We start from the raw sequence: 21,581 nt of genomic DNA on the forward strand, positions 1-21,581 counted from the left end.
CCGGCGCGGCACCGGTCCCGGACCGGCCCTAGGCTTGCCGCATGAGGATCGTGGCGCTGGCGGGCGGTATCGGTGGGGCTCGCTTCCTGCGTGGACTTCAGGCGGCCGAGCCCGCCGCCGAGATCACCGTGATCGGCAACACCGGGGACGACATCTCGCTGTTCGGGCTGCGGGTCTGCCCGGATCTGGACACCGTGATGTACACGCTCGGCGGGGGCATCAACGAGGAGCAGGGCTGGGGCCGCGAGGGCGAGGCGTTCACCGTCAAGGAGGAGCTCGCCGCCTATGGCGTCGGGCCGTCCTGGTTCGGGCTGGGCGACCGGGACTTCGCCACCCATATCGTGCGCACCCAGATGCTGGCGGCCGGTTATCCGCTGTCGGCGGTGACCGAGGCGCTCTGCGACCGGTGGAAGCCGGGCGTGCGGCTGATCCCGATGAGCGACGACCAGGTCGAGACGCACGTCGTCGTCGACGACCCCGGGCACGGGCGGCGCGCGATCCACTTCCAGGAGTGGTGGGTGCGGCTGCGCGCGTCGCTGCCCGCGGTGGCGATCACCCCGATCGGGGCGGACGAGGCCAAGCCGGCGCCGGGCGTGCTGGAGGCGGTCGAGGCGGCCGACGTGGTGCTGCTGCCGCCGTCCAACCCGGTGGTGAGCGTCGGGACGATCCTGGCGGTGCCGGGCATCCGCGCGGCGGTGGCGGCCAAGACCGTGGTCGGGGTGTCGCCGATCATCGGCGGGGCGCCGGTGCGGGGCATGGCCGACGCGTGCCTGACGGCGATCGGCGTGGAGACCTCGGCGCAGGCCGTCGCCGAGCACTACGGCGCGGACCTGCTGGACGGCTGGCTGGTGGACGAGGCCGACGCGGGCGTGCGGGTGGAGGGCGTCGAGGTGCGGTCGCGGCCGCTGCTGATGAGCGACACCGACGCCACCGCCGCCATCGCCCGCGCCGCGCTGGACCTGGCCGGGGAGCTGTCGTGAACCTTCAGGTCTTCGGGATCCCGGGGCTGCCCGAGGTGCGCGAGGGCGACGACATCGCCGCGCTCGTGCCGGGCGACATGCTGGAGGACGGCGACATCCTGGTCGTCACCTCCAAGATCGTCAGCAAGGCGGAGGGCCGGGTGCTGGTCGCCGCCGACCGGGAGAAGGCGATCGACGCCGAGACGGTCCGGGTCGTGGCGCGGCGCGGCGCGACGCGGATCGTGGAGACCCGGCAGGGCCTGGTGATGGCGGCGGCCGGGGTGGACGCCTCCAACACCGCGCCCGGCACCGTCCTGCTGCTGCCCGAGGACTCCGACGCGTCGGCGGCGCGCATCCGCGCCGGGCTGCGCGCGCGGACCGGGCTGAACGTCGCCGTGCTCGTGTCCGACACCTTCGGCCGGCCGTGGCGCAACGGGCTGACCGACGTGGCGATCGGCGCGGCCGGGCTGGACCCGCTGCACGACTTCCGGGGCCGCGCCGACGCGCACGGCAACCGGCTCGAGGCGACGATCACGGCCGTCGCCGACGAGGTGGCGGCGGCGGGCGAGCTGGTCAAGGGCAAGCTGGACGGGGTGCCGGTCGCGGTCGTGCGGGGCCTGGCCGCCCTGGTCACCGAGGAGGACGGGCCGGGCGCGCGGGCGCTGGTCCGCTCCCCCGACGAGGACATGTTCCGCTACGGGCCGTCGGAGGTGCTGCAGGCGCGCCGCACCATCCGCGAGTTCACCGGGGCGCCGGTGGACCCGGCGGCGGTGCGCCGCTCGGTCGCCGCCGCGATCACCGCGCCGGCCCCGCACCACACCACGCCGTGGCGGTTCGTGCTCCTGGAGTCGGCGGAGTCGCGGGTGCGGCTGCTGGACGCGATGCGCGACGCGTGGGAGGCCGACCTGCGCCGGGACGGCTTCACCGAGGAGTCGATCGCCAAGCGGCTGCGCCGCGGCGACGTGCTGCGCCGCGCGCCGTACCTGATCGTGCCGTGCCTGGTCATGGACGGCTCGCACGACTACCCCGACGAGCGGCGGGCCCGCGCCGAGCGGGAGATGTTCGTCGTCGCGGCCGGCGCGGGCGTGGAGAACCTGCTGGTCGCGCTGGCGGTGGAGGGGCTCGGGTCGTGCTGGGTGTCCAGCACGATGTTCTGCCGCGACGTCGTCCGCGAGGTGCTGGAGCTGCCGGACGACTGGGACCCGATGGGCGCGGTCGGCGTCGGCCACCCGGCGGCGCCGCCGCGCGAGCGGCCGCCGCGCCCGGCGGACGCCTTCATCGAGGTCCGCTAGCCCCAGGCCTTCAGCGCCTGCCTGATCTCCTTGAGCTCGGGCGGGCGCAGCGCGCGCGGCGGCCGCTCGGTCAGCCCGAACCGCTGCGCGTACTCGGGGGCGAACGTGCCCTGGACGGTGCGGAACCCGGCGCGCTGCAGGATGTCGCGGGCCGAGCGGGTGCCGAGCGCGGTCAGGAACGCCTGGGCGGCGTCGCGGCGGCCCGGGTCGGCCGTGGTGACCGCGAAGGGGTGGTCCAACAGCAGCGTGCCCTCGCGCGGGACGAGCGCGGCCGCCGGGTTCGGGCGGTGCGTGTCGTTGTAGGCGACGACGGCCTGCTCGGTGGTGACGACGATGGGGTCGGCGGAGCGTTCCACGGCGGTGAGGCCGGCGAGCGCGGGCCCCTTGCGCAGGTCCTTGACCAGATCGTCGTCGGCGGAGTCGATCTGGCCGAGGGCGATCAGCGCGACGGTGCCGCTCATGCCGTCCGCCCGGCGGCTGTGGCCGGTGTCGCGCAGCGCCTGCCAGCTCTGCTCCCCGGGGTCGGCGGCGCGGGGCGCGGCCAGCACCACCGGGGACGCGGCGATGGACGGCGCCCTGTCCGGCACCGAGCGGACGCCCCGGTCGCGGGCGACGCCGAGCCAGAGCGCCGACTCGGGCACCCACGCGTCGCCGATCTCGCGCCGCGCGGCGTCACGGACGTAGTCGGCGGGCGCGACGGGCGTCACCGCGGCCTGCACGCAGCGTCCCCGGACGCGGTGCTTCTCCACGGTGAAGTTCGCGGCGGCCTCGCGCAGCGCCGGCGCGATCTCGGGCTGGGCGGCCACGGTGATCCGCAGCGTGGCGCCGCAGGAGCCGTCGAAGGCGCCGAGCGCCCACGCGCCGCCGCCCGCCGTCAGGACCGCGAGGACTGCGGCGCCGACCCACATCACGGGCCGGCGCCCGACCGCTTTTTGCTCCACGCGTTAGTAATACCGGGATTGCGGCGTCAACGGGTGACCAGCGGCAGGTTCCCGAAATGCCCGATGCCGTCGGTGCGGCGGGCGGCCTCGATCCGCTCGGCCGGGACCTGCCCGTAGAGGGTCGTGCGCTGGCGGGACGGCCGCCCGGCCGCCGCCGCGATGGCCTCCAGCCCGCTGATCGCCTTGAACGAGCCGTTCTCCGACCCGGCCATCCGGCTGATGGTCTCCTCCATCAGCGTGCCGCCGAGGTCGTTGACACCGCCCTGCAGCACCCGCGTGCACAGCTCGTCGCCGAGCTTCACCCAGGACGTCTGGATGTTGTCGATCGCGCCGTGCAGCATGATCCGGGCGAGCGCGTGCACCGCGACGTTCTCGCGCGCGGTCGGCCCCGGGCGGGCCAGCCCGGCCAGGTAGATCGGCGAGTTGTGGTGCACGAACGGCAGCAGCACGAACTCGCTGAACCCGCCGGTGCGCTCCTGGATCGAGCGGAGCAGCCGCAGGTGCCCGACCCAGTGCGCCGGGGTGTCGACGTGCCCGTACATCATCGTGGACGTCGTCGGGATGCCGAGCTCGTGCGCGGTGGTGACGACCTCCACCCACTGGTCGGTGGGCAGCTTGCCCTTGGTCAGCACCCAGCGGACCTCGTCGTCGAGGATCTCGGCGGCGGTGCCCGGCAGCGAGTCGACGCCCGCCTCCTTGGCGGCGGTCAGCCACTCCCGGATGGACAGGTCGGTGCGGCTCGCGCCGTTGACGACCTCCATCGGGCTGTAGGAGTGCAGGTGGATCTCCGGCGCGCGGCGCTTCACCTCGCGGGCGAGGTCGAAGTAGGCGGTGCCGGGCAGGTCGGGGTGGATGCCGCCCTGCATGCAGATCTCGGTGGCGCCCGCCGCCCACGCCTCGTCCACCCGGTCGCCGACCTGCTGCAGGGACAGGGTGTAGGCGTCGGCGTCGGTGCGGCGCTGGGCGAACGCGCAGAACCGGCAGCCGGTGTAGCAGACGTTGGTGAAGTTGATGTTGCGGGTGACGACGTAGGTGACCTCGTCGCCGACCACGTCGCGACGCAGGTCGTCGGCCAGTTTCGTCAGCGCGGCGAGCTCGGGGCCGTCGGCGTGCAGCAGGGCGAGGGCCTGGTCGTCGGTCAGGCCGGCCGGGTCGCGTTCGGCGGCGGCGAGCGCGTCCTTGACCGAGGAGTCGAACCGCTGCGGCGCCGACATGCGGTCCTTCAGGGCGTCCCAGTCGCCGTAGACCTCGTCGAAGTCGTCGCGGCGGTCGGTGGTGCGGCCGGTGGTGTCGATCTCCACGTGCAGGTCGGTGCGGCCGGACGCGGTGAACCCTCCGTCGGGCTCCTGCCAGGGGCGGCCCTCCAGGACGGCGTCCTCGCGGGCGAGGCCGGTCGCGGGGTCGGCGAGCGCGGCGACGTGCGCGGCCAGGCGCGGGTCCAGCCACGGCTCGCCGCGCCGGACGTACTCGGGGTAGATCGTCAGGCGCTCGCGCAGCGTGAACCCGGCCTCGGCGGTGCGCGCGGCCAGCTCGTCGATCTGCGGCCAGGGCCGCTCGGGGTTGACGTGGTCGGGCGTCAGCGGCGACACCCCGCCCCAGTCGTCGATGCCGGCCCGCAGCATCAGCGCGTACTCGCGGTCCACCAGGTTCGGCGGCGCCTGGATGCGGGCCTTCGGGCCGAGGACGAGCCGCGCCACCGCGATCGTGGCGGCCAGCTCCTCCAGCTCGGCGTCCGGGGTGGCCATCATCTTGGTGTCGGGCTTGGCGCGGAAGTTCTGCACGATCACTTCCTGGATCGCGCCGTACTCGCGCATCGTCCGGCGGATCGCGAACAGCGCGTCGGCGCGCTCGGCGACGGTCTCGCCGATGCCGATCAGGATGCCGGTGGTGAAGGGGACGTTGACGCGCCCGGCGTCCTCCAGCACCCGCAGCCGCACCGCCGGGTCCTTGTCGGGCGAGCCGAAGTGCGGGCCGCCCTTCTCGGTGAACAGCCGCGTCGCGGTCGTCTCCAGCATCATGCCCATCGACGGCGCGACCGGCTTCAGGCGCTGGAAGTCGCGCCAGGTCAGCACGCCGGGGTTCAGGTGCGGCAGCAGGCCGGTCTCCTCCAGCACCCGGATCGCCATCGCGCGCACGTAGGAGAGGGTGTCGTCGTAGCCGTGCGCGTCCAGCCATTCGCGGGCGGGCTTCCACCGGTCCTCGGGGCGGTCGCCGAGGGTGAACAGCGCCTCCTTGCACCCCAGCGCGGCGCCCTGCCGGGCGATCTCCAGCACCTCGTCGGGGCTGAGGTAGGGCGACTCCAGCCGGTGCGGCACGGTGGCGAAGGTGCAGTAGCCACAGCGGTCGCGGCAGAGCCGGGTCAGCGGGATGAAGACCTTGCGGCTGTAGGTGACGACGCCGGGCCGGCCGGCCGCCTCCAGGCCCGCGTCGCGGGTCCGGGCGGCGTGGGCCAGCAGGTCGTCCAGCTGCGCACCGCGCGCGTGCAGCAGCACGGTGGCCTCGTCCTGGTCGAGTGTCTTGCCGTCACGAGCACGGGCCAGGGCCCGCCGCAGGGCGTTCTCCGTCACACCTGTCATGCCCGGCACTCTATGCCAATCGTCATATTCGCGGGACGGGCGGGGACCCGTTCACGGTGATCAGCGGTCCCCCGCGGTGATCTATTCCCGCAGCAGCGACGGTCGATTCGCGACCAGCTCGGCGGCGGCGCGGCGGATCTCCTCCTGCACCGCGCACACCGCCGGGCGCGGCTCCCCGCCGGCCCGCCACCACATCACCATCCGGCGGCGCATCCCGCCCTCCAGCTCGCGCACCGCGACGCCCGGCTGCTCCTCGGCCAGCGACAGGTCCGGGACGAACGCGGCGGCGCCGCGCTGCACCATCGCGAAGATGACCAGCAGGTCGTTGCTGCGGTAGCGCACCCGCGGCCGGAACCCGCCGAGCTCCAGGCAGGTGTGCTCCAGCAGGTTGGCGTGGTTGGTGCCGAGATGACCGGTGGCCCAGGTGGCGCCCGCGAGGTCGGCCATCCGGACCCGGCCCGGCCCCGCGGCGAGCGGGTGCGCGGCGGGCAGCAGGATCCGCATCGGCTCGTCGAACAGCGCCTCGGACGCCAGCTCGGGACGGGGCGGGGCGCCGAGGTGGGAGTACTCCCCCGACAGCACCAGGTCGACCTCCTGCAGTACCAGGGCCTGCAGGATGCGCACGTACTCGTCGTCGAGCACGTCCACGACCAGGTCGGGGTAGGCGCCGGCGAGCCGCGGCAGCGCGGGCGCTAGCAGGTGCAGGATCGCGGTCTGGAACCCCACGACGCGGACGGTGCCGGTGACCCGGCCGCTCGCGGCCAAGGCGTGCTCCTCGGCGCGCCGCGCCGCCTCCAGCAGCGACTCGGCGTGCTCGGCCAGCACCTCGCCCGCCTCGGTCAGCCGCAGCCGCCGGCCCGCCCGCTCGACCACCGGCACGCCGACGTCCCGCTGGAGCTGCGCGAGCTGCTGGGAGACCGCCGAGGGGCTGTAGCCGAGGGCGTCCGCGACCGCGCCCGCCGTGCCCCGCCGCCGCAATTCCAGCAGAACGCGCAAACGCACCAGATCCAACATAGTGAAGCGATTCTTACACGAACACTGCAGCAAAGGTCGCTGGACCTGAAGGATCCCGCGCTTCACACTGGAGGTACGAACCCGCGGGAACGTCCCGGGCCCCGGCCAGGGCCCACACGTGACAACCGGCACGAAAGGACGCGTTCCCATGTACGCACTGCTCGCCCTCGCCCTCATCACCGCCGCCGCCGGCCTGCTCGCCGCCCTGTTCGGCGCCGACACCCGCGACGGCCTGGACTGGGCCCCGAACTCCTTCTGGCAGCGCAGAACCCGCGCCCGCCGGGCCGATCAGATCAGAAAGAGCGGTAGTCCCGCACCGGCATCCGCGGACCGCGCCGCGGCGGAGCGCCGCCGGACCCTCCAAGCAGCCGGGTGACCCGGTGGCGGTGCCCGGCGAACGGCGCCAGCAGCTCCAGCATCGCGGCGTCGTCGACCTTGCGGCCCACCAGCGCCCAGCCGACCTGGCCGGACAGGTGGTAGTCGCCCACCGAGACGGCGTCGGGATCGCCGGCCGCGCGCTGGCGGATCTCGGCCGCCGTCCAGACCCCGATGCCCGGCAGCGTGCGCAGCCGGGCCTCGGCCGTGTCCCGCTCCAGGCTCGCCGCGACCCGCGCCGCCCCGATGATCGTCCGGGCGCGGACGGCCTCGGCGCCCGCGCGGTGCCACTCCCACGACGGGATGCGCGCCCAGACCTCCGGCGGCGGCGGGACCCGCAGGTCGGGGGCGCCCGGCGCGGACGCGCCGAAGCGGCGGACCAGGTACCGCCAGGCGCGCCACGCCTCGGTCGTGGTGACCTTCTGCTCCAGCACGGCCGGGACCAGGGCCTCGAAGACGCGGCCCGTCCGGCCGATCCGCAACCCCGGGCTCGCCCGCACCAGCCGGGTCAGCAGCGGATGCCCGGCGGGGTCGAACTCCTCGGCCGGGTCGGCCGCGCCGAGCAGGTCGGGGACGCCCTCCAGCAGCCAGGCCCCACCCGGCCCCCACGCCATGGCGTGGACGACGCCGCCGGACAGGGCGAGCCGCAGCGTGCCGGGGCCGTCGGGCGTGAACGAGGCGCGCCGGACGGCCCCGTCGGGGTCCACCGTGAAGGCCGGATCGCCCACCCCGCGCTGGTGCGGTGACAGGACCCGGTGCAGGTCCAGCGGCCAGGGCGGACGCCACTCCCGCCGGAGCGCGTCCGCCACCTGAACCGTCATGGGCTCGTCAGGCGTCGGTGGAGAACCGCACCGCGGTCGGCGGCAGCGAGATCCCGGGCCAGAGGCGCAGGCCGCCGCGCAGCTCGTTGCCGGGACCGACCGACGCGCCGTCGCCGAGGATCGCGCCGTCCAGCACCGCGCCCGCGCCGACCCGCGCGCCGCGGCCGATCACCGAGTCGCGCACGGTGGCGCCCTCGGAGACGAACGCGCCGTCCTGCAGGACGCTGCCGAGCACGGTCGCGCCCGCCTCGATCTCCGCGCCGCGCCCGACCGTCGTGCCGCCGCGCACCACCGCGCCCGGCGACACCACCGCGCCGTCCAGGACCAGGCGGTCGCCCGGCTCGCCCGGCATCGCCGACGAGGCGATCTTCCCGAGCACCAGGTCGCGCGAGCCCTGCACGAACGCCTCGGGCGTGCCGACGTCCAGCCAGTACGCCGACTCCACGTGGCCCATCACCACCGCGCCCGAGGCGATCAGGCCGGGGAACGTCTCGCGCTCGACCGACACGACCTCCCCCTCGGGAATGGTGTCGATCGCCGAGCGGCGGAACACGTAGCAGCCCGCGTTGATCTGGTTGGTGACCGGCCGCGCCGCCTTCTCCAGGAACGCGGTGACGCGGCCCTCGCCGTCGGTCGGCACCACGCCGAACCGGGACGGGTCGTCGACCTCGGTCAGGTGCAGCGTCACCGCCGCGCCGGCCTTCTCGTGCAGCGCGACCTGCGCCTGCACGTCGTGGCCGGACAGGATGTCGCCGTTGAGGATGAGCACCGGGTCGTCGGGGCCGCTGGTCAGCGCGCGCGCGGCGTTGCGGATCGCGCCGCCGGTGCCGAGCGGCTCGGCCTCGCTGACATAGACCAGCTCCACCCCGTGCGCCCGGACGCCGAACGCGGCCTCGAACATCTCCGCGCGGTAGGACGTCGCGAAGACGATGCGCGTCACCCCCGCCGCGTGCGCGCGCGCGAGCTGATGCGCGAGGAAGGCCACCCCCGCCGTGGGCAGCAAGGGCTTGGGGGTGGAAATGGTCAGTGGACGCAGCCTGGTGCCCTGCCCCCCGACCAACAAGATCGCTTCCAAGGGACTCCTTCCTCGCTCGGGAGAGCTTACTGCCGCCCGATCAGCGCGCCGCCGCGTACTGCGCCACGGCCCGCTCGTAGGACGCCAGGTGCGCCTCCGCCGACGCCCGCCAGCTGAACCGCCGCGACCGCGCCGCCGCCGCGTCGGCCAGCCGCTTGCGCTTGGCCGGGTCGCCGATCAGCGAGGTCAGCGCCGCGGCGATGCCGGCCGCGTCCGGCTCGGTGTAGGCGACCGCGTCGCCGCCGACCTCCGGCAGCGGGCCGCGCCGCGTCGTCAGCACCGGCGCGCCGCACGCCATCGCCTCCAGCACCGGCAGCCCGAACCCCTCGCCGCGGCTCGGCAGCGCCACCACCAGCGCGCCGCCGAACAGGCCGCGCAGCGCCGACCACGGCAGGTAGCCGGGCCGCACCACCTTCAGCTGCAGCGGCACCGTCGCCAGCGCCGCGTCCACCTCGTCGTCCCAGCCGCCGCTGCCGGCCAGCACCAGCGCGGGCGGGCCGGTCAGCTCCGCGCACGCCCGCACCCAGCCGCGGATCAGGTTCGGCACGTTCTTGCGCGGCTCCAGCGCGCCCAGGTAGGCGACGTAGGGCAGCCCGTGCAGGCCGAGCCGGTCCGAGACGCGCTCGGCCTCGGCCGTCGACGGCGGGTGGAACACCGCGTGGTCGACGCCGTGGTAGGCCACGTCGATGTTCCCGGCGTCGGCGCCGACCAGCGCGACCAGCTCGTCGCGGGTCGCCCGGGACGGCGCGATGAGCCGGGTCGCGCGGCGCGCCGCCGTCCGCGTCGCCGACCGCACGTACGTGGCGCGCAGCGGGTCGCCGCCGTCGGGCTCGGCGAACAGCGTCACGTCGTGGATGGTCACCACCGTCGGCCGCCCCGGATGCACCGGGATCGTGTAGGACGGCAGGTGGATGACGTCGGCCCCCACCTGCTCGGCCACGTGCGGCAGGCCCGTCTGTTCCCACGACAGCCGGGACGCGCGGTGCGCCAGCGCCGTCGGGCCCGCCACCACCCGCGCCCCCGGCACGAGCGCCGCGTACCGTTCCTCGTCGGCGCGCTGGCACGCGACCGCCAGGTCGGCGCCGAGTTCGTGCAGCGCGGCCAGCAGGCCGTCGACATAGCGCCCGAGCCCCCCGCGGTCGGCCGGCGCCGCTGTGGCGTCGAGCAGAATCCGAGGCGCCACGGTTCACCCCCATCCCCCGGCTCAGCCGGGGTGGCGTAGATCACTCATTACGTTCCGAGCCTACGCCGATCGACCGCTCAGAGCAGGACGCCCCGCACGGAAGATCACCCTCTCTTGCGCGCCTGCACGAGGACGATGCTGCCCCGCTCGTTCGGCGCGCCGCGGTCGCCGAGCGCGACCAGCGGGGCCAGGGGGGCGGCCGCGTTGAAGCCCACTTTGCCGCCGTACGCCGAAAGCGAGAGGTAGAGCCGCTCGGCCGCGGCCGTCCGGAACTGGTAGGAGTGCCGGACCAGCTCCAGGCCGCGCTCCTCCATCAGCCCCCGCAGGCTCTGGTGCGTGTAGGTGTGCTGCACGTGGTACTTGGCCTTGTGCGCGTCGCGCAGCTTCGGCCAGGCGTCGGCGCGGCTCAGCACGTCGGCCGACATGAAGACCTGCCCGCCGGGGCGCAGCACCCGCGCCATCTCCTCCAGCGACGCGCCGCCGTCGTCGAAGTGCTCGATCGCGCAGACCGACAGGACCGCGTCGAACGACCCGCCGGCGAACGGCAGCCGCAGCGCGTCGCACTCGATCAGCGCGGGGGCGTGCGCGAGCGTGCGCCCGTACTCCATCTTCTTGCGCGCCAGGTCGATCGACACCGCCCGCGCGCCCCGCCGCCGGGCCCGCCCGGCCCAGTAGCCGTCCCCGCCGGCGACGTCGAGCACCCGCCGCCCGCGCAGGTCGCGCCCCATCCAGCCGAGGAGCGTCCCGGCCTCGCGGTACCGGCAGACATGCACCTGGTGCCCCATGAAGGCGACCACATCCGAGAGTTTCATCGGCCCGAGCGGAACGACGCGCGGCTGCATTCAGTCACCGGCGGCCGGCGCGTACGGGTCGACGACGGGCGCGAAGAGCCGCGCCACCAGCGCGGCCAGGATCCCGCCGATCAGGGGCGCGATGATGAAGAGCCACAGCTGCCCGATGGCGTGCGAGCCGTCCCAGAGGGCCGGGCCGATCGAGCGGGCCGGGTTGGCGGAGGCGCCGTCCAGCGGGATGCCGACCAGGTTGACCACGCCCAGGGTGAGGCCGATGGCCGCGCCGGCGCTCGGCCCGGTGGCCCGGAAGACCACGAAGACCAGCATGAACGTCAGGATGATCTCCAGCACGAAGGCGCCGCCCGCCCCGACGTACTTCGGATGCCCGTAGCCGTTGGCGCCCTGCACCTGCAGCGCGATGCCCCCCGCGCCCGCGACGGCGTGGATCAGCGCCGCGCCCGCGATGCCGCCCAGCACCTGCGCGACGATGTAGCCGACGGCGTCGGGCACCGAGATCCGTCCCACCACCAGCTGGGCCACGGTCACCGCGGGGTTCACATGGCACCCGGAGATCGGCGTGAACGCGTAGGCAAGCCCGTAGAGCGTCAGGCCGAAGACCAGCCCGATCCCGAGGGCGCCGAGCTCGGCCTTCCCGAAACAGGCGCTGCCGACGGCGAAGAACACCAGGAGGGCCGTCCCCAGGAACTCGGCCAGGTACTTCCACTGCCGTTCGACTTCCATGCGGTTCTCCCTGTCGGCGACGAACGTCACAGAACAGGAGATGCCTGATCGTCGGTGAAGCTATGCCCAAGATCAGGTCAGCTTCAGGGGGAGCGCGTCCAGACCAGAAGCAGATAGCCGCCCAGATACCCCGAGACAAGGGTGAGCACCGCGAAAAGGACGACCTTCGTCCCGGTGCGGGCCTTGGCAAAGCCAGCGGCCACCGGAACCAGCAAGGGAACGGCGGCAACAAGAAACCGGGCCTTGGCGTGGTAGTAGCCAGCCCCGCCGAGGGCCGTCACGAGAAGAAGAGCGCTGTAGACCAGCAGTGGCCAGGGCTGCCGGTCACACAACGTGATGACGAACAAAGCGACCGCAATGACCAGAACAAGAGTGACGAGATAAGGATCGAGCGGCGCCGACTTGGAGAGCAACCGGGCACCTTCCGTCACGGTGAACCGGCCGCCGTCGAAAGAACTGCCCCAGCCGTGGCTCTGGACGTAGAACCACCCGTCGGCCCTGCCCACACGATGAGCGACCCAAGCGAGATAACCGACCCACCCCAGCGGTGCGAGCACCAACGCGGCCCAGGGCCGCCAGTCAGCCGGCCGCTCAAAGACAGCGACCAAGGCCGCAAGGCAGACAGCCGCGATGAGCGCGGTAGCCGTAGGCCGACTGAGCCCGGCCAATAAGCAGAGCATGCCCGCGGCGACCCATCTGCGGGCGAGCACGCAGTAGAGGGACCAGACGCAAAGCGCGGTGAACAGGCTCTCGCTGTAGGCCATGGATTCCACAACCGCATGCGGAATCACCCCCCAGAGCACGGCCAGTGCGATGCCGGTACGAGCGTCATGCAGAAAGGCACCGAGCCGGTAGATGCCCCACGCCGCGACCAGCCCCGCCACCCAGGCCACGGCAATGCCCGCAGCGACCGTACTGCCGGGAGAGACCGCATCGACAACGCGAACCAGGCCCGGATAGAGCGGGAAGAACGCGAGATTGCTCTGCCCCGCGCCGTGGTCGTAGCCATGCTGCGCCAGATTGATGTAGTGGACCGCGTCCCATTTCCGCCCCAGCACACCGCTCAGCGGCCGATGCACCGACCGGGCCCAGAGCCACAGAAGCCCGATCGCGACCAACCGGACAAAAAGGTAACCGCCCACCGCGAGTACCAGCGGATCGGCCACGCGCCGGCGAACATCCGGCGCAACCGACCGGTCGGCGGCGATATCGGAGACGTCCATCAGCGGATGAGGGCCTTTGCACTAGGAAACGAGCACGGTGGGCGGATCCTGCCCGCAAATGATCCCCGCGGAACAGGGCCGCCGACCCGCTGACGACCTCGCCTGCACAAGATCTTCACGCACTGTTCGTATCCGGATTTATCGCATCCGCCCTGCCCCGTACCAGCGCACGGCATTCAGAACTCCCAGGCGACATCGCCGGTGACCCGATCACGCCGTGCGCGCCCGACCTCCCTCACGACCCGGTAACCGGGCTCCAGCCCACTGGACAGATGAACCCGCTTCACACTCGCGCACGCCCTAGGCGGAGCAGCTCGCAGCGCGGCGTTGACGTGGTCGATCGCGCGCCCAGGATCATCGGTGACCCCGGCCGCTCCCACACACTCGACGTCCCACGAGTACAACCGAGGCGGCCCTCCGAACCGCTGCGCGTCCATCCCCCACCCCTTTCCACTCCGTGTTCCTTTCATCACCCAGAGCACCAGCCCGCGAGGAGGGTGAGGAGCCGGGGCGGGTCCGTCGAGCGCTGCTTGGCGGAGACGAGGCCTTGGGGAAGTAGCAGCTGCCGCCTGCCCGCTGCGGGTGACTCGTCGGCGCCCGCTTCGGTGAGGGCTTGGCGCTTTCTGCACTTGCCCGGCGAGAGCGGGGTGTTCGGGCTCGCTTCGTTGGGGGCGGAGCGAGGTCGGGGCGGGAGCTGAGTGAAGTGCTCAGCTGCCGCCTGCGTGGTGTGGCCGCTCCGCTGCGGGCGTCCGCTCTGGTGGTAGCCGGCTGTCTGCGCGTGCCCTGAGGGTCGCGGTTGCTCGAGCGCGAGCGGGTTGGGCGGTGGGCGCGTCTCTGACGCTGGTGGCGGGCAGGGCGCGGGTGGGTGCCGGCCGGGTGAGCCGGTGCGGTGGTAGATGCGGTGCGGCGGCGCGGTTCCTGCTGGAGCTAGGGGGGTTATGTCCGCTGGGGGTGATTGGTGGCCGGGGGCGGGGGCTGGGTTCGGCGGTGCGGCCGGGCGCCGAGGCCGGTGTGCTGTCTCTGGGGCGGCCGGCTGGGGGTCGGCACGTGCGGCACGGGCCCCAGCCAGGGGTTGCGCTCGCCAGTGTGCCGTCCACTGGCGTCCCGCTCGGTGGCTTCGCGCGTGGGTGTGAGGTGCGGGCGGTGGTCCGGGGGCGGGAGTAGCCGGTAGATGTAGCGGTGGCCGTCGTGGGTGATGTGGATTTGGTCGGGGTGGGTGTGTTTGAAGCGGTTGTGCCAGCCGCAGCACAGGGCGAGCCGGTCGATGTCGGTGGGGCATCCGTTCAGGGCCCAGCCGGTGATGTGGTCGACCTCGCACAGCGCGCCGGGGATCTCGCAGCCGTGGACGGCGCAGGTGTCGTAGAGGGTCTCCAGTACTTGGCGTTGTGCGGTGGTGGCGAAGCGGGCGGTGCGGCCCAGGTAGAGGGGGGTGTGGCCGCGGCCCAGCAGCAGCGGTGACACCCCCGCCGACAGGGCGATGCGACGGGCGTGCTCGGCGGGGATCGGGGTGCCGTCGGCGAGGCGGGCGGGGGCCTGACCGCCGGTGAGGGTGTCCAGGTCGCAGATGACCGTCACCTTGGTGGCGCGGTGGCCGCCCGCCAGCACCGCCGACAAGGCCGCGGCGGTGCGTTCGGTGACATCGCGGGTGTCGTCCGGCCCTGCGGGCTTGGCCAGCGGGGCCAGGGTGCCGTCCCAGATCGCGGCGTCTTCGGGGTTGAGCCAGCCCTTGAGGTAGCGGCCGCCGTCCAGCGACCGTGTCACCGCGATCCAGGAGCGGTCGTAGCCGCGGGCGGCTTCTTTGGGTTCGCCGGTGTCGTCGCGGTCGGCGATCACCTCACGAATCCGCTTGCCCACCTGCGCCACCCGCCGCGTCGACAAGCCCTCATCCACCAGCCCCAGCAGCACCTCTTCGGCCTTGGCGGCATCCTCGTCGTCCAGGCAGGCCACGGCGCGGGTGATGGTGGTGACCTGCCCCAGCGGCAGCTCTCCTGCCGCCCAGCGGCGCGCTGTTTCGGTCAGGCGGTGGTGCTGGCGGGCCAGGGCGAGGCGCTCGGCGGCGCGGGCGTCGGTCATGCCCAACCCGGTGCACAACCACGCCTTGGGCGAGGCCAGCCCCCACCGGGCTTGTTCGCTGGTGGCGTCCACCCGCCCGACCAGACCGGCCATCACATACTCGGCCTGGTCCTGAGCACGGCTCAGCGTCTCGGCGATTTCCTTGCACACCGCACCCGACTCGGGGGATTCACGGCGGGCCAGTTCGGCGGTCACCACGGCCAAAGTGGCCACCAGATCCCCGCTGGGGATCTGGGCCACTTCTGCCGGATCCAACACCGAACGCATACACAAATAATATCGAACACACGGTGATCGTGATACTACTCACCGCATTTCTTTACCTTCTTTCTCTGGCACTCGAGATCGCTCGCCGGGCCAGGCGAATCCATCGCCTTGCGAAAGAGGTGGAATGCCGGATTGATCCGCCCCTCGCCAGTCAATGCCCGAATTGTTTTCGCATTAATTGCGACCCCCGCCGGCAGTACGCGCCAGGTCTCCATCGGCCTCAGCCGACGGCCCACGTTCACCGTCCACCCACCCGCACCCCGACAACCCGCCGCACCGCCGCACCGCCGTCCGGCTGGATCTTCCTTCAATTCGCATCGCGGCGCCACGCACACGCCCCGCAGCCCGGCCACCAGCCGGAAACCGAACAACAAGCCCTCAAAACACTAACCGCAACGCCCACTAACACCAACGCTCACCGCAGCCCCCTACCACCGCATCCCCTCGGCGCCGCTTTTCCACCGGCAGAAAACGAAACGTCCCCGCAAGCCCCAAGCCAGCCGGACGCATTAACTTAAACCGGCCCCATTGGCACCCTGATCACACACCTCGCACCAAACTCGACCTCCCTCAGCAGCAGCTTGCCGAATAAACCAACGACCTCAACGGCAAAGCCCTGACACCCTGGGGCATCTCCCATTGAGGAACCGGCCGCCGCGTCCCTGCCACCGACCTCCCCGCCCTCGTCACCGCCTCCACCCCAACTCCCCCTCCCGGAGGAGGCAGCAGAAAAACCAGACAACGACACCGTCTGCAGGTGGATGAGGCGGACGAGCCGGTCAGCTGGCCAGCCTGTTAGGCACGGTCCGCAGGCTGGGGTCCTCCGAGCGCAGAGCCGACGCGGCATACGTCGTACAGCTGTGCCTGACCGGTAAGACGCTGATGTTGCTGGTATCGCCTGCTACAACGACCAGGTCCACCTGCTGAACGAGCTGACCCACGTGGGGTCATGGCAGAAGGCGGAACCGGTCCTGAACGAGATCGCCGGGCACGCCGGCGAAGTCGGCTCGGGCAGAAGGACCAACCTGCTCAGCCGGGCGGCCGAACGGATCGCCCGCGCCGACGCCCGTCCACAGTGAACAACGCCGCCCACGGCCTGCTCACCCTCACCCTCACCCTCACCCTCACCCTCACCCTCACCCTCACCCTCACCCTCACCCTCACCCAATGCTGACCTGGCATGGACGTTCGTCTCTGACCATGGCCGAAGTCCGCGCTCAATCCCCTTCGGCGGATCGACGCACCACAAACCTGATCAACGATGGCGACCATCGAGGCCAGGCCGCTGGCGGCCCAGATGATGGCGTTGCCAGGCATGTTTTCCATGGACGGTCATGCGGCGGCCGGTCACTTGCGCAGCGCCCCGGCGCGATGGGGAAGGTGAGACGGCGAACGGGCCTTCTGCGAAGGCGAACTCCCCGATCGCCTCTGCCAGGAGCGCCGTTTAAGACAACCCAGCGGGAAGAACGCATATCGCTGGATGCGCACCATGGAGAGGCCGTCGGGTGTACACACAGGACTAGCGCGACTGGGCCGTCCGGCGCTCAGCCGGGGCCACTTTACCGGCATATCCGACGGGTAGCGGCGCAGCGGCAGCCCCACCTGGCCAGTGGCGGCGACAATGATGGCCTCTTTCGCGAGGCGTTCTCATTTATTGTCCACGCCTTGACGATCGACCCTGCTTTGAGCAGGCCATCAGGCGCATCTTGCAGATTACGAGAGTGCACCGCCGATGCCCCGACCATCAATTACGTTACGACTATCGCCCACTGCCCATAGCCGGAAGTTTTCAATCCTTTCTCCTTCCACTTCGATGGATCCACGTATAAGCCGCAGCACCTCCAAATGCAAGCAATCCCACAGAAACTCCGATCCACGAAGGGATCGAATTTCCGGCTGCTCTGGCAGCAAAAGGAGCTCCTGCTAAAACAAAAAGGAAGACCACACCTGCGACATAGAAAAATCTGCGCATCAATCCAGGCCTTTCGGATTCCATGAAGGCGATGGATGCCACTCCGACCTGACCAAACCGGAGTGGCATCCATCTCCCTACCTGGAAGTTCTCCTTTTTTGGGCCATGACTTCTTTGATCATGCCGCCAATGAACCCCACTGCGCCAAGAGCTACTACTGCTTCAAGGGCGTGGCGCCACAAACCCAGCAGCCCTGCCACGAGGCCGAGTGCCGCCATAACGAGAGCAGTGCATATCCCGGCGAGCGCGATTCTTTTCATTGGCGTTTCCTTCGAGGTAATCAGATAGGAACCTAGATGAAGGTTCCTGCATAGCCGAGCCCCGCCGAGAGCATTCCTTCGTAGGTGTCGTCAGCAACCGCGCTTCCAGAGTTGCCCTTCATGACCGACCCGAGTCCCCCAGCGACAGCGCCTCCAGTAAGGGCGACTGCGGCGCCAGCCGCGATGCATCCCACGCCGAGAGCGCCCGCGCACAGGACGGGGGTCATCAGGCCGGCGCCGATGCCGACGCCGGCGTTAAGGCCCACATTCGCGAGGTTTCCGAAACCGAACTGCCCGGTGGGGTCGGTGTAGTTGATGGGATCGCCGCCGACGTAGGCGTAGAGGTTGCCGTTCTTGGGGTCGACGGGCTGGTTGATGGTGTCCTGCTGGGTGAAGCTGCCCTACTTGGGGGCGTAGTAGCGGTGGGACAGGTACAGGTTGCCGGTGGCCGGGTCGGTGAGGGCGCCGGTGTAGCCGACCAGGTTGGTGTCACCTGCAGCCTTGCCGGACTGCTCGCCTGAGGGGGTGTAGGTGTAGCCGGTGGCTTTGGCGCCGGCCTGGTCGACGGTGGCGACGGCCGATCCCAGGCCGTCAGTGGCGTAGGCGGTAGTGATGCCATTGACGAGCCCAACGGAGTCCCCGAGTCGCCAAGCAGGATGTGCACAGTGATAGTGCCGGCTTTACCGGCCTTCATCTTCTGGGCGGCGTTGCAGGTCATCTGACTCACGCCGGGAAGGCCGGCCACCTTCTATTGCCGCACTGAAATCCGCCGTATTCTCACCTGGGCGAGTCGCCGCTCTTACCTTTCGAGTTTCTCTTAGAGTAGATGACCATGCCCACGAAAATGATGATCAGGGTTACTACTCCCAGTCCAGCGACCCATGGTGGTGCGTCATAACTGGCCCTTCTGCTATAGGCCATATAGAGTCCGAACGACAGACCGATGGTGACGATGATCGCGACTACCGATTTAGGCATCTGCACTTGCAATCCTTTCCGCCCGTCATGGACTTACCATCGGGACGGCCGCACATAGTCCCCGGACCCTTGTTCCGCCTACCCAGTGATGGCTCCAGCAATCTGATTCCCCAGGAACGCCCCTCTGACCTGGAGTACGGCCGGAACGCGGTGGAAAGGAATCACCCAGGCCCGCCAGAGAGACCGACGGGAGCGCCAAGGCTGAACGGCCGCCCAGCAGGGCGGCGGACGGGAGCTGGGCGCCCACTTCCTGCCCGTCTGCGGTCGCCGTTGCGACGGTAGGGCTGCGGCGACGGCCGGGCAGGATTGCCGGGTACGCCGCCGCATGGTCCAGGGCAGGGGCTGATGAGGGCCGTCGCCTGGGTATCAGCACTTGATGGCCCGGCCGCGTCCCAGTAGCCGCCTCGGCACAGGCGCACACGACAACTATGCGCCGCCAGAGCGGCGTGGACGTCCAATCAACGTCCGACTTGCACTGTTCTATGCTGAGGCTATCTCCTTTTGCGACGCTTCTTGCACCAGTCATTGAAGGTAGAAGTGTAGAAAATATGCTTTAAGATCGCCGAAACAAGCAGCAGGGCAGCGACAATGGCGACCTCTTTCACGGAGCGATCTCCTCTGCATCCTTTGGTATCTTGTCCTGCCATTCCCATGACACAGCCGGCAGCAAAAGCACCGATTGCACCTACTCTGCTTCCGCGACTCTGACTGCCGGCCTAATCAGCAATCCCTTTGGACCTCTCGCCGGGCACCAGGTGACGCCTTCGATCACACTGGGACCGCAGGGCCTGCATAGGCACAGAGATCGCCGCTTTTGAGTTCGGCGGGCCCGTCGCTTACAGGTTACTGCACGCTGATCACGCTTGGCGAACTTATCCTCACGACCACATCCACTCTCGTAAACGACATCGTGGCCGCCACCACCATTTACCTGGAGGCGACAGCCACGGCTCATGCACCCCTGCGGAGACGAATTCGTCGATGATGTGCCGACGCCGGCAGCGACCGTTAGATCATCGCTTTCCTTTGTGACCTCTACTTCCGATCACCATGGTTCGGATGAACATAACGGAGAGAGCGCCTCCGAGGAGGACACCTACAACACAGATCGCGTCGATCACGACGTTTCCGCCCTTGAGCCAGCCAAGGCGAGGAGCGATAAGGAACTAGATACCCAGGAGCGTCAGCGCCATGAAGAAGACAGCAAGGCCGGCCAAGCCTCGCATGGTCCGACCGTCCATCGCCGAGAAGTCCCCTTCATCCTTCTGCATCGTCCTCCCTTTCCTTTCTGCCGGTTACCTCCGCTAGGGAGTACCGGTCATGGCGTTCATGTCCAGGTACCACGGGCTCGCTGCGGCGATAGCGCATCCGCCTCCTGCGGCGATTCCCTCCATAGCGACTCCCGGAAGACCACCGGTCGCAGCTCCGGACATCGCGGCGCAGGGAGATGTCACCCTAGGGGGCGACCAAGCCGCCTTCGATGCATGTGGCGCCTGCCTGGACGGCATTGCCGAAGGGGAGCCGGCCGGTGAGATCGGTGTAGTCGATGGGGCTGTCGCCGGCGCAGGCATAGAGGTGCCGTTTTTGGGGTCGGCGAGTTTGGTGATGGTGTCTTGCTGGGGGAAGCCACCTTGCTGGGGGCGTAGTAGCGGTGGGACATATACAGGTTGCCGATGCCCGGGCCAGTGAGGGTGCCTATGAGGACAGTGGGCAGCAACTCCCTGCAATGCGTTGAGCGTGGCGAAACGCCTTCGGGAGGCGCCGACTCCGGGCAGGCCGCGCCACCTTCCGGCGTTAGCTAGCATTCGCCCCTTCTAGCAGGATCAAAGCCTCTCAATATTACTTTTCCCTAGATTTCCTATTCGAGTAAATTATTGCCGACACAAGAAGGGTGATTGCATAAATGCCTCCAACAACGTAAAGCCATCCAGGAGTTGAGACCTTTCCGCTAATGCCTTGTCGAAGGTAGACCATGAGAGCTACTCCAATGACACAGGCAACGACCGACATCACTTTTAGCATATTTAATTCCACCTTAGGAAGTCTAAATATTGCACCGACCCGGAGAGGGGATTTCCCCCTTCTCTGCACTATCGCCAGTTATGCTATGGAGACCCACCCCGATGAGGCGCGACACCGCCGCTCTGCCCACCGACCTTCGCCACTGGGTCGCCCGCCACCTGCCGGACGTCACCACCGCAGTCGATGTGTCCTGGGGCCGTGAGGACTCCCAGGTCTGGCGCCTGGACGGCGACACCACCGCCTACGTCAAGCTCAGCCCCTCGCCGCAAAACTACGGCCGCGAAACCTACGCCTACCGGCATGCCGCCCGGCTGGCCCCGAGCAGGCACCGCGACTGCTGGCCGCCGACCCCGACCTGCAGGCCGCTCTGACCACCGCGCTACCCGGCAGCGTCGTCCGCGACCTGCCCCGAAAGCCGGGGAGGACGAGCAGGACGCCGGTGAGGTGCGGCGGCGGATCGCGAACTTGACCGTCCCCGGCCGCTGGCGCTATTGGCATCCGTACTGATGCGGCATTCCTGCGGGTGGCATCCGCACGAAGCCTGCCGCGCAGAGCCGGCCGCGCAGGGGGCCGGTACGGTCGAGCGCGATATAGGGGGACTGAGGTCGGGTGAGTGCAGAACTGAGATCGTATGGCGTTGCCTGCGCCCGGCTGGATGCCGGGCGCAGGCAACGCCATACGGGTGGGTGAGGGTGCTCAGCCGATCAGGTTGGTGGTCCCGATGCCCGCGAGCAGCAGCCCCCAGAAGATGACGACGAGGCGGTACAGGCCGACCCGGTGCGCCGTCGGGTCCTTGAAGGTCTTCTGCTTGCGCTCAAGGAGGCGGGCGACCGGTCCGTTGAGCAGCACGACCGCAGCGCCGACCGCGATCGCAATGATCCACAGGAGTGCCACGTTCTACCTTCTCGTCCTCTTGACGAAGTAGCTCAGTGTTATCGCGATGAGCACACCTACGATCATGATGACGATCTGAAGGGGATGCATGACTCTCCTCTCGTTCTTGCGCTGTGCCTGTTGG

General features: G+C 70.2%; 15 protein-coding genes. 4 read left to right on the plus strand and 11 right to left on the minus strand.

The window, feature by feature from the left end:
• Positions 1–41 precede the first annotated feature (41 nt).
• Both cofD and ACRB68_RS26195 read left to right on the plus strand, forming a co-directional pair.
• Positions 42–980 carry a 2-phospho-L-lactate transferase gene (cofD, locus tag ACRB68_RS40615; RefSeq protein ID WP_153536777.1) on the plus strand — a complete coding sequence of 313 codons (939 nt, stop codon included), beginning with the start codon at positions 42–44 and terminating at the stop codon, positions 978–980.
• Positions 977–2,251, plus strand: a complete 1,275-nt coding sequence (locus ACRB68_RS26195; protein WP_328594798.1) for a coenzyme F420-0:L-glutamate ligase — start codon at positions 977–979, stop codon at positions 2,249–2,251. Before cofD ends, ACRB68_RS26195 begins: the two co-directional genes overlap by 4 nt.
• Here the strand turns inward: ACRB68_RS26195 and ACRB68_RS26200 are convergent.
• The 10 genes from ACRB68_RS26200 to ACRB68_RS26245 all read right to left on the minus strand — a co-directional run bounded on the left by ACRB68_RS26200 (position 2,248) and on the right by ACRB68_RS26245 (position 15,331).
• Positions 2,248–3,192, minus strand: a complete 945-nt coding sequence (locus tag ACRB68_RS26200; RefSeq protein WP_153536779.1) for a substrate-binding domain-containing protein — start codon at positions 3,190–3,192, stop codon at positions 2,248–2,250. The genes ACRB68_RS26195 and ACRB68_RS26200 overlap by 4 nt on opposite strands.
• Positions 3,193–3,218: 26 nt before the next feature.
• Positions 3,219–5,768, minus strand: a complete 2,550-nt coding sequence (locus tag ACRB68_RS26205) for a bifunctional FO biosynthesis protein CofGH (RefSeq protein ID WP_153536781.1) — start codon at positions 5,766–5,768, stop codon at positions 3,219–3,221.
• Between the two features lie 81 nt (positions 5,769–5,849).
• Entirely contained in the window at positions 5,850–6,770 is a 921-nt protein-coding gene (locus ACRB68_RS26210) for a LysR family transcriptional regulator (RefSeq protein WP_328594799.1), read from the minus strand.
• Positions 6,771–7,075: 305 nt separating this feature from the next.
• A complete protein-coding gene (locus ACRB68_RS26215) occupies positions 7,076–7,978 on the minus strand; it encodes a DNA-3-methyladenine glycosylase family protein (protein WP_153536785.1) in 903 nt (300 codons plus the stop codon).
• 7 nt (positions 7,979–7,985) lie between these two features.
• Positions 7,986–9,053, minus strand: a complete 1,068-nt coding sequence (gene manB / locus ACRB68_RS26220) for a mannose-1-phosphate guanylyltransferase (protein WP_153536787.1) — start codon at positions 9,051–9,053, stop codon at positions 7,986–7,988.
• 40 nt (positions 9,054–9,093) lie between these two features.
• Positions 9,094–10,236 (minus strand): glycosyltransferase family 4 protein, encoded by a 1,143-nt coding sequence (locus tag ACRB68_RS26225; protein WP_328594802.1) that lies wholly within the window; start codon positions 10,234–10,236, stop codon positions 9,094–9,096.
• A 104-nt stretch (positions 10,237–10,340) separates the two neighbouring features.
• Positions 10,341–11,048 (minus strand): class I SAM-dependent methyltransferase, encoded by a 708-nt coding sequence (locus ACRB68_RS26230; RefSeq protein WP_153536789.1) that lies wholly within the window; start codon positions 11,046–11,048, stop codon positions 10,341–10,343.
• 30 nt (positions 11,049–11,078) lie between these two features.
• Complete coding sequence (locus ACRB68_RS26235; RefSeq protein ID WP_153536791.1) at positions 11,079–11,768, minus strand: MIP/aquaporin family protein; 690 nt, start codon at positions 11,766–11,768, stop codon at positions 11,079–11,081.
• Between the two features lie 83 nt (positions 11,769–11,851).
• Complete coding sequence (locus tag ACRB68_RS26240; RefSeq protein ID WP_153536793.1) at positions 11,852–12,991, minus strand: mannosyltransferase family protein; 1,140 nt, start codon at positions 12,989–12,991, stop codon at positions 11,852–11,854.
• A 936-nt stretch (positions 12,992–13,927) separates the two neighbouring features.
• On the minus strand, positions 13,928–15,331 hold the full coding sequence (locus ACRB68_RS26245) for an HNH endonuclease signature motif containing protein (RefSeq protein WP_153536795.1): 1,404 nt from the start codon (positions 15,329–15,331) through the stop codon (positions 13,928–13,930).
• Positions 15,332–16,272: 941 nt separating this feature from the next.
• Here ACRB68_RS26245 and ACRB68_RS26250 point away from each other — a divergent pair.
• Both ACRB68_RS26250 and ACRB68_RS26255 read left to right on the plus strand, forming a co-directional pair.
• Positions 16,273–16,410 (plus strand): hypothetical protein, encoded by a 138-nt coding sequence (locus ACRB68_RS26250; RefSeq protein ID WP_153536798.1) that lies wholly within the window; start codon positions 16,273–16,275, stop codon positions 16,408–16,410.
• Positions 16,411–20,664: 4,254 nt separating this feature from the next.
• Positions 20,665–20,934: a hypothetical protein gene (locus ACRB68_RS26255; RefSeq protein ID WP_153536800.1), complete on the plus strand. Its 270-nt coding sequence runs from the start codon at positions 20,665–20,667 to the stop codon at positions 20,932–20,934.
• Between the two features lie 325 nt (positions 20,935–21,259).
• On the opposite strand, the gene ACRB68_RS26260 is transcribed toward ACRB68_RS26255, so the two are convergent.
• Positions 21,260–21,457 (minus strand): hypothetical protein, encoded by a 198-nt coding sequence (locus ACRB68_RS26260; protein ID WP_153536801.1) that lies wholly within the window; start codon positions 21,455–21,457, stop codon positions 21,260–21,262.
• Between the last annotated feature and the right edge of the window lie 124 nt (positions 21,458–21,581).

The sequence above is a fragment of the Actinomadura macrotermitis genome, from assembly GCF_009604375.1.
GTDB classification, from domain to species: Bacteria; Actinomycetota; Actinomycetes; order Streptosporangiales; family Streptosporangiaceae; genus Spirillospora; species Spirillospora macrotermitis.